Origin of the sequence: Rummeliibacillus sp. TYF005 (assembly GCF_003844195.1) — a bacterium.
Classification (GTDB): Bacteria; Bacillota; Bacilli; order Bacillales_A; family Planococcaceae; genus Rummeliibacillus.
On record NZ_ML122608.1, the window covers coordinates 1 to 8,912 of the forward strand.

The window sequence follows — 8,912 nt, forward strand, 5'->3', positions numbered from 1 at the left end:
GGTGGTGCAGTTAATTTGACAATCTATCATAAATAAAAAATGTATTTAAAGCAATTAAATAATATGATATCTTAATTTATGTAACATTTTTAACAAAAAAACTTCATTTGTATTAAAAATGTTTCATAATTTATCATAGAAAGAGGAGTAGCAATGCATTTCCGTAAGTATTTGAGTCTTTTTTTAGTAATTAGCTTAATTATTAGTTCTATTCCTGAGTATGTGGCACTTGCATATTCAGAACAGAAAAAGGAGGCTCTTGTAAAACAAACAGAAGATTCTTCTAATGTATTAACAGAGAACTTAGAAGAGATAAAAAGTAAGCGAACAAAGTACACAAAAACATTTAAAGGAACGGAGGGTGATTATTACAAAGAAATTTATGCAGAGCCGGTCCATTCTAAACAAGGAAAGACATATGAAGAAATCGACGATACATTATCGTTAGATGCTGAATCTACATTTTCAACAGAAAATACGGATTTACAAGTAGATTTTCCTGAGAAAATCAAAAATGATCAAAATATTACTTATAAGAAAGATAATCATGAAGTAGTATTCGAATTAACAAATGCTATTCAAAATGGAGAAAATATCAAACCAAATCTTTTAAGTAAGACAACTTTCGAGGAAAATAAAGTACAATACAACGAAATTTATCCTCATATTGACTTGCGACATATTACATTCAATCAGGAAGTTAAAGAGGATTGGATTGTAAAGAAATATACAGGGGTTCATCAATTTAACTATAATTTAAAGACGGATTTAATACCAACTTTACAAAAAGATGGATCGATTCAGTTTCTAACTGACGAAGAAAAATCGAAACCAGTATTTACATTACCAAAGCCAATGATGATGGATTCAAACATCAATGAAGCGAAAGGTGAAGGGGTTTATTCAGATCAAGCGCATTATATTTTAAAGAAAAATGAAAAAAATAGCTATAGTTTGACTTTAGATGTAGATGAAGAATGGCTAAAATCAGAAAAGCGTGTATATCCGATTTATATTGATCCATCTGTTACAACAATAGAAGCACTTGGTGATACATATGTATCTAGTAAATATCCAACAGCTAATTTTAATAAACAATGGGATCCTGTACAAGGAGAATATATTTTACAAACTGGTTATTATGACAGTACATCTGGAACTAACTATCCTTTTATTAAGTTTAGTGTAGTAGGTGATTTAAAAGGTGCTACAATTGATAGTGCTGATTTACAAGCTTATGTGACACACGCTTATTATGCGGGTACTAAGAATGGATTATGGGTAGACGAAGTAAAAGGTTCTTGGGGAGCAAACGAACTGACTTGGAACAATAAACCATCTTCTACAAAAATCGGTTCAACATCTGTTGGGCGTGACGAATGGGCGCATTTTGATGTTACAAATACGGTTCAAGCATGGGTTTCAGGAGAAAGACCAAATTATGGTTTTAAGTTCCACACAAATGGTAACGGGAAAACATATTGGAAAAAAATCACTGCTGCTGAAAGTACAAAAAAAGCAAAGATTGTTGTAAAGTATCACTACGAGCCTGGACCAAAGCCAACCCTTTCAGCAACTGCTTATAATGATGGCTCAAACAATGGATATGTAAATGTTAAATGACCATCTATTTATGGTGCAACAGGTTATAAATTACTTATGTATGATGGAGCTAGCTATAAACAAGTATATACAGGAACTGCTACTAGCTGGACTTCAAAAGGAAAGAAAATTTTCCCGAAAGCACCATATACAACAACATCCACATACACAGCAACAGGAAAAGGAGTAAAATTACCAAACGATCCATCTGCCTTTTTTGCTAAGAAAGGTACAGCGAATTATCTATATTATAAATATCGTGTAGTGCCGACTTTCCCTACCGGTGATGGTCCTCAATCTGATTATTCTCGTATAAAAATCCCTGCAGAAACACCAAAAGTGACAGATGCACCAAACCAACCCAAAATAGTAGGGCATCAATATCCTCAGGGTTCTGCTAACGAAAATCGTGGCTGGTTAGATATTAGTTGGGATAAAGTAGCTGGTGCAACAGGCTATAAAGTATTGATTTGGAATGGTGAAAAATATGATATTTTCAATGTAGGAAATACAAATTTTGTTACGACCAAAGGGAAAAAAATCTACCCAACTGATGCGGAAATTAAAGCAGGTACATTAGGTTTTCATGATGCTAGTTTAGAAAATAGCTCAAAGATTGGTACAGGAACAGAATTGCCAATGTACCCTGGGAAATCTTATAACAATACATCTAAACGTTACAGTGTCCGAGTCATTGCTGTATCTGAAGGTGGCGATTCTGCAAGATCAGAAATCTCTTATGGATTTATACCATTATATGCACCAAATGAAAAAGAAGTTACGCTAAAAGCAAATTTAGATAATCTAGTAGAAAATAAAACAACTTTAACTACTGAATGGAAAAATAATGAATTAGCAACGCGTTATGATGTCACGATTAAAGGAAAACAATCGGGCATTAGTAAAACCTATTCTGTCAAAGCACAAAGTGGTGAAACAACTAGTTATACCCCAAGTACACTATTCAATTTAGGCGACACATATGATGTCTATGTACAAGCTTACTTCTACGATAGCTCAAACGCACCTGCTTCCGAAGCAGATAATAGTGAAATGGATGGCTTAAAACGTGGTATTAGTCCAATGCCAACCAAACCACAAGCAACTGTGCAAACTAATATGCGTGAGGATTTACTCGGTTTAGAAGATTATTTCACATATGATGAAAGTACATTTGGTAATGCAACAGCAGCAGTAAACGTAACAGCTGGAAATATGGTTTTACAATTTACAGATGAGTCGCTTTATACTCGAAGTGATTTAGGATATGCCTTTACTCGTACGTATAATTCTCGCTCAACTACATCTTCTGTTTTAGGAAAAGGATGGACATTCGTAGGGAATGAAACCTTGACAGAAGCTGGTGAAAAGAATGTTTATTATACAGATGAAGATGGAACGGTCCACCTATTTGAGAAATCAGGAGATACGTTCACTTCACCAAAAGGTTTATTTGAAAAATTAGAAAAAAGCGGTTCAACATATACCATGACAGATAAAAATGGTTTTGTTCAAACCTACCAAGAAAGTTCGAAAACAGGTACGTATGCAATTGCTTCTTATACAGACGAATATGGCAATGAAATTAGCTTTAAAAGAAATGAAAAAGGCCAAGTCACGGAAGTAGCGGAAACAAAAGGAACAAGTAATCAAGAGAACATCAAAATTTCATATGTAGATGATCATATTAGTCAAGTTCAGTATGGCGATCATTGGACAAAATATAGTTATACAAATGATCAATTGACACAAACAATCATCGGTAGTGATAAGTCAACACGCACAATAGTTGAAAACTTTATGTATGATGCCAATGGACAGCTAACGAAGTATGTAGATGGTCAAAAAAATGAAACAACGTTTAAATACAATACAAATGAATTAATTATTTTTGATAAACAAGCGAATGATGAAGAAGATAAAGTATCCGTAACCAACACATATTTATTTAATCAACCCAAACCAGATGATGATATTGATACGAAACATCAATATATATATGTAGCTTTAGATTCTGAAGATACACAAACAATTTACAAACGTGATGAAATAAGAGACACGTATATAGTTGATGAGGAAACAACTCCAAAAAATGAAAAGGATCAAAAAACAACGTCATTCTACACGTATGATGAACAGTACAACTTGTTAGAAACCATCAATCCAGATGCTTCAACAGAAAAAAATACGTATGATCCGCAAGGAAATCTTTTGACATCAACCACAAAAGAAGGAACTGTAACCAATACGTATAATAATCGCAATCAATTAATATCGACAAAAGATGTGAATGGTGAAGAAACGACTTACACATATGATGGACCTTCACTTATTCGTTCAAAAGTAAAAGACGAAGAAACAACCTATGTTTATGATACCTATGGGCGTGTCACAAAAACAACGTATGCCAATGGGACATTTGAACAAGTCGATTATGATGATGAGCAACGTCAAGTAACTTCGACAGATAAAAAAGGGAATACGACTTCTGTAGTATATTCTATTTATGGACAAAAGGTGAAAGAAACAGATGCAGATGGGCACACGAAATCGTATACGTATGATCCGATGTACCCTTCAACAATCCTTTCTGTAACAGATGGAAATGGACATAAAACAGCGTATCAATATGATAATAACAATAATTTAACAACATTAACAGATGCATTAAACCGTCAAAAAACATACACGTATAACGATAACGACCAAGTAACAACCGTCACCATGCCGAATATGAAGTTCTCATATGAGTATGATAAAAATGGTGAAATGAGTCAGTCTGAATTACCTTCAGGTGTTAAAACAACGTACACATATAATAGTGATGGCCAATTAGCACAGGTACAGAATGGCAATGAAGCCATTGATTATATGTATGATGAAAGTGGCAATACAACGTCTATTTTACGTGATACGAAAACACTCAAAACGTATGGTTATACAGCTGAAACTAATTTACTTGCGAACTATACACTAGGCTTATTCAAGCAAAATTATGGTTACGATGAGAAAGAACGTAACAACGCAGTGACAACCGCTTATGGAAAAGACTTTGAAGTAAAAGAAGCGACAACATATAAAGAAAATAGCGATGATGTCGACCATATTAAAATCAGTGCCGATCAAGTTTCACATGATTACCAAAGTGATATCGATGTACCAAACAATAAAACGACGATTACATTGAACAATGATTTATGGAAACAAGTGACACAAATGAACGATGCAAATTTACTTGGTTCATTAACGTACACAACAAAAGCGCAGCAACCATTTAAAATTGCATATGATTATACGAAAAATGGAAACATCGCACAAGCCGATGTCAATGGTCAAGTAAGCAGCTTTGGTTATGATGCCAATGATCAATTAACACAAGAAACACTGCCAGATGGTACAATGAATACGTATGAATATGACGAAGTTGGGAATCGTACAGCATCTAAAGTGAATGGCGAGAAAGCAACTTTCACGTATAATGATGCGAACCAAATTGCGACGAAAAATGAAACAACTTATACGTATGACAAAGATGGTAATTTACTGCAAGATGAACACTATAAGTACACGTACAATCAGCAACAACGTTTAACAAAAGTAACGACGCTAGATGACCAAATCATCGCATCGTACACATACGATGAAAATGGCTTACGTCTAACGAAAACAGTTGGCGACACAACACATGAATACTTCTATAGTGGTGAAGTATTGGATATGGAAGTTGTGAAAGTAAAGGATGTTGTTACAGAATATCGTTCATATGAATGGAATGGCTATACACCGCTTGGTATGATTATCAAGAAGCAAAATAAATCGGGTACATTTGAAACGAAAGCGTATCAATTCATTACGAACCATCGTGGCGATGTACTAAGTATTCGTGATAGTGAAGATCAAGAAGTCGGTGCATACACATATGATGCCTACGGAAATGTATTAACGGTCGAAGGGGACCTAGCGAAAGCGAACCCAATTCGTTATGCAGGGTATTATTATGACGATGAAACAAAGAACTACTATTTACAAGCTCGTTACTATAACCCAGCAAACGGTGCCTTCCTAGCTCTAGACCCACACCCAGGTGATGACGATGAGCCATTATCACAGAATGGTTATAGCTATGCGAATGGGAATCCAGTGATGAATGTGGATCCGGATGGAAATAATTCAAAAAGAATATTATATGCGTTAGCAACAGGAATGGCATTCTTGTTATTTGAAATGGCAGGAACTATTAAAGGACCTATTACAGCACTTTCGACACTTATTGGTTTTTTGGTTGGATATAAAGATTGGAAGAATGCAAAAGAGCAGAAGAAAGCTGAAGTGGCTAAAAAAATGATTAAAAATTCGCGAATGCTTAAAAAGAAATTAGTTAATGAGGCCAAAAGAGCATTACGTAAAAAAGGAATAAAGATTCTTGCAACAATGGTTGGTTTATCTTGGGCTGTTGCTATAGATGTTTTTGGCACTGGATTTTATCATGGATGGAAAAAAAGTAATTATAATAATGGGCTTTGTAGTAGATGGGGAAGAAATTATGTAAGTTATGCTGCACACGTTGCAAAGAAAGAGGCCTAATCATTTATGAATTTTAAACAAATATTTTATTTTTTTGTCGGAATGTTAATATTATTATTAGCAAGTGATATAACTTATAATACAGATCATATTATTCCGATTTTCATAGTAATAGTATCAGTTTTTTATTTACTATATACGGAGATTTTCAAGAATACACTTTCAATAAAGAGCATATTAATAGGTGTAAGTATTGCATGGCTCATATATCACTTTGTGAATATTTAATTTTTTAGATTGAGTCTACTAAGTTAAAAAGAAATGATGTCGACCATATTAAAATCAGTGCCGATCAAGTTTCACATGATTACCAAAGTGATATCGATGTACCAAACAATAAAACGACCCTTACATTGAACGATGATTTATGGAAACAAGTGACGCAAATGAACGATGCGAATTTACTCGGTTCACTGACGTACACAACAAAAGCGCAACAACCATTTAAAATTGTCTATGACTATACGAAAAATGGGAACATCGCACAAGCCGATGTAAATGGTCAAGTAAGCAGCTTTGTATATGATGCCAATGATCAATTAACAAAAGAAACCTTATCAGACGGTACGGTCAACACGTATGATTATGACGCAGTGGGGAATCGTACAGCATCCGAAGTGAATGGTGAGAAAGCGACTTTCACATATAATGATGCCAATCAAATTGCGACGAAAAATGAAACGGCTTATACGTATGATGCAGATGGTAACTTATTGCAAGATGAGAACTATAAGTACACGTACAATCAGCAACAACGTTTAACAAAGGTAACGACGCTAGACGACCTAACCATCGCATTGTACACATACGATGAAAACGGCTTACGTTTAACGAAAACAGTTGGCGATAAAACACATGAATACTTCTATAACGACGAAGTATTAGAGATGGAAGTTGTGAAAGTAAAAGATGTCATTACCGAATATCGTTCATATGAATGGAGTGGCTATACACCACTTGGTATGATTATCAAGAAGCAAAATGAATCCGGTACATTTGAAACCGTAAGGAAGGCGAGCCAGTACACAACGTCCTGTTGTCGGCTCGCCCAACTTGCGTCCAGCAAGCAGCAATTCATTACGAACTATCGTGGGGATGTATTAAGTATTCGTGATAAAGACGACCAAGAAGTCGGTGCATACACATATGATGCCTATGGAAATGTTTTAACTGTCGAAGGGGATTTAGCGAAAGCGAACCCAATTCGTTATGCAGGTTATTACTATGATGATGAGACGAAGAATTACTATTTACAAGCACGTTACTATAACCCAGCAAACGGAGCCTTCCTAGCATTAGACCCACATCCAGGTGATGATGACGAACCGTTATCACAGAATGGTTATAGCTATGCGAATGGTAACCCAGTGATGAATGTGGATCCAAATGGGGAGTTTGCTCAAGTTCTCTTTTATATAGTGGTAATTTCGTTAACCGCATATAAAATATATAAAACTGCAAAAAAAGCAAAAAAGGCTGCTAAAGCACTGTCTAAATCTAAAAAGAAAACGTTTAAACCACTTAAATTAAATTTACAGTATTTTGCAATGCCGATGAGCAATAAAAGATTCTTAAATAATTATTCAGTGAAAAATTATAAAAATATTTCTTTAGACTTAGAAAGAGGTGGATCGCAATTAGAGAATATCCATGTAGTAGTTAACAATGTTAAATATATATATCAGCCACATTTAGATGATTTTGTTTCGAAAAATGGATTTTCTATACCTAGTAAATTAAGATATGATACTAAAATACGAAAAGCGTTAGTAAAAGCGTTTAAATATAAAGGGACGCAATATTAGGAAGTTGAAGGGAGGATTCTTTATGGCGTTAAATAATCGACATGTATATTTTAAATTAAACAGTGACGATATATTAAGTATCGTTAAAGATCGATTAGCAAAAGATGTTAAATTTAAGGATGGACATTCAGCCGTGCTGAATTTTTTAGGAGATGAAAAAAATTTACGTATTGTAGCTGTTTTTAGTGATGTTGATGATGACTTAGAACAAATAGATTTGAATGAAATTGATAAAGAGATAGATTTTAATGGTGATCTTTCAACAATGTCAGATGCAGGGAATATTAGAAACCTTACAGATGAAGAAAGAGAAAAAATTATAAAAAAACTTAGTAGAAGAAATTATATACAAAAATTAAATAATTTCTTTCAAAAAAAATAATGGATCTAAGTCAATAGATGGAAACAAGTGACACAAATGAACGATGCAAATTTACTCGGTTCACTGACGTACACAACAAAAGCGCAGCAACCATTTAAAATTGCATATGACTACACGAAAAATGGTAACATCGCACAAACTGATGTCAATGGTCAAGTGAGCAGCTTTGTATATGATGCCAATGAAATTGCGACTAAAATCGAATAAACAATAGTGTGTAATATGAGAACCCTGGTATTTGACTGTCTATAGTCAAGTACCAGGGTTCTCTCAAAATTCAATAAATTTTTTCTGTTAATTATTTTAATATTGCGTCCTTAATCTCTTTTTCAAATAATAAATAATTACTCGTTTCACCGTTTGGTTCTTTAACTACCGCGCACCATTCTTCTATACCATGAAAATGGCCCACGCACTCACATGCGATGGTTACACTGAATTTTTTAGAAGGAACAGAAACTGCCCAAAGGTGAGGAAGTAGTTGAACTTTTTCTACTTCTTTTTCATCTGACGAATTGTAATATTAAGTGCACCACTCA

General features: G+C 34.3%; 5 protein-coding genes. All 5 read left to right on the forward strand.

Translation table 11 applies throughout. The annotated features are described in order from the left end of the window. Positions 1 to 153: 153 nt before the first annotated feature. The 5 genes from CW357_RS17325 (at position 154) to CW357_RS17345 (ending at position 8,580) form a co-directional block, all read left to right on the forward strand. Positions 154 to 1,623: a DNRLRE domain-containing protein gene (locus CW357_RS17325; RefSeq protein ID WP_124218715.1), complete on the forward strand. Its 1,470-nt coding sequence runs from the start codon at positions 154 to 156 to the stop codon at positions 1,621 to 1,623. Between the two features lie 36 nt (positions 1,624 to 1,659). Beyond that, positions 1,660 to 6,186 carry an RHS repeat domain-containing protein gene (locus CW357_RS17330; protein WP_124218716.1) on the forward strand — a complete coding sequence of 1,509 codons (4,527 nt, stop codon included), beginning with the start codon at positions 1,660 to 1,662 and terminating at the stop codon, positions 6,184 to 6,186. Positions 6,187 to 6,572: 386 nt separating this feature from the next. Next, positions 6,573 to 7,991 carry an RHS repeat domain-containing protein gene (locus tag CW357_RS17335; RefSeq protein WP_164489644.1) on the forward strand — a complete coding sequence of 473 codons (1,419 nt, stop codon included), beginning with the start codon at positions 6,573 to 6,575 and terminating at the stop codon, positions 7,989 to 7,991. Positions 7,992 to 8,013: 22 nt separating this feature from the next. After that, positions 8,014 to 8,373: a hypothetical protein gene (locus CW357_RS17340; RefSeq protein WP_119417362.1), complete on the forward strand. Its 360-nt coding sequence runs from the start codon at positions 8,014 to 8,016 to the stop codon at positions 8,371 to 8,373. A gap of 27 nt (positions 8,374 to 8,400) precedes the next feature. Then, complete coding sequence (locus CW357_RS17345; RefSeq protein ID WP_119417363.1) at positions 8,401 to 8,580, forward strand: hypothetical protein; 180 nt, start codon at positions 8,401 to 8,403, stop codon at positions 8,578 to 8,580. Positions 8,581 to 8,912: the final 332 nt, after the last annotated feature.

Bases quoted from the DNA above. Each gene is read 5' to 3' on its own strand.
- CW357_RS17325 (WP_124218715.1), top strand. From the start codon at position 154: ATGCATTTCCGTAAGTATTTGAGTCTTTTTTTAGTAATTAGCTTAATT.
- CW357_RS17330 (WP_124218716.1), top strand. From the start codon at position 1,660: ATGTATGATGGAGCTAGCTATAAACAAGTATATACAGGAACTGCTACT.
- CW357_RS17335 (WP_164489644.1), top strand. From the start codon at position 6,573: ATGAACGATGCGAATTTACTCGGTTCACTGACGTACACAACAAAAGCG.
- CW357_RS17340 (WP_119417362.1), top strand. From the start codon at position 8,014: ATGGCGTTAAATAATCGACATGTATATTTTAAATTAAACAGTGACGAT.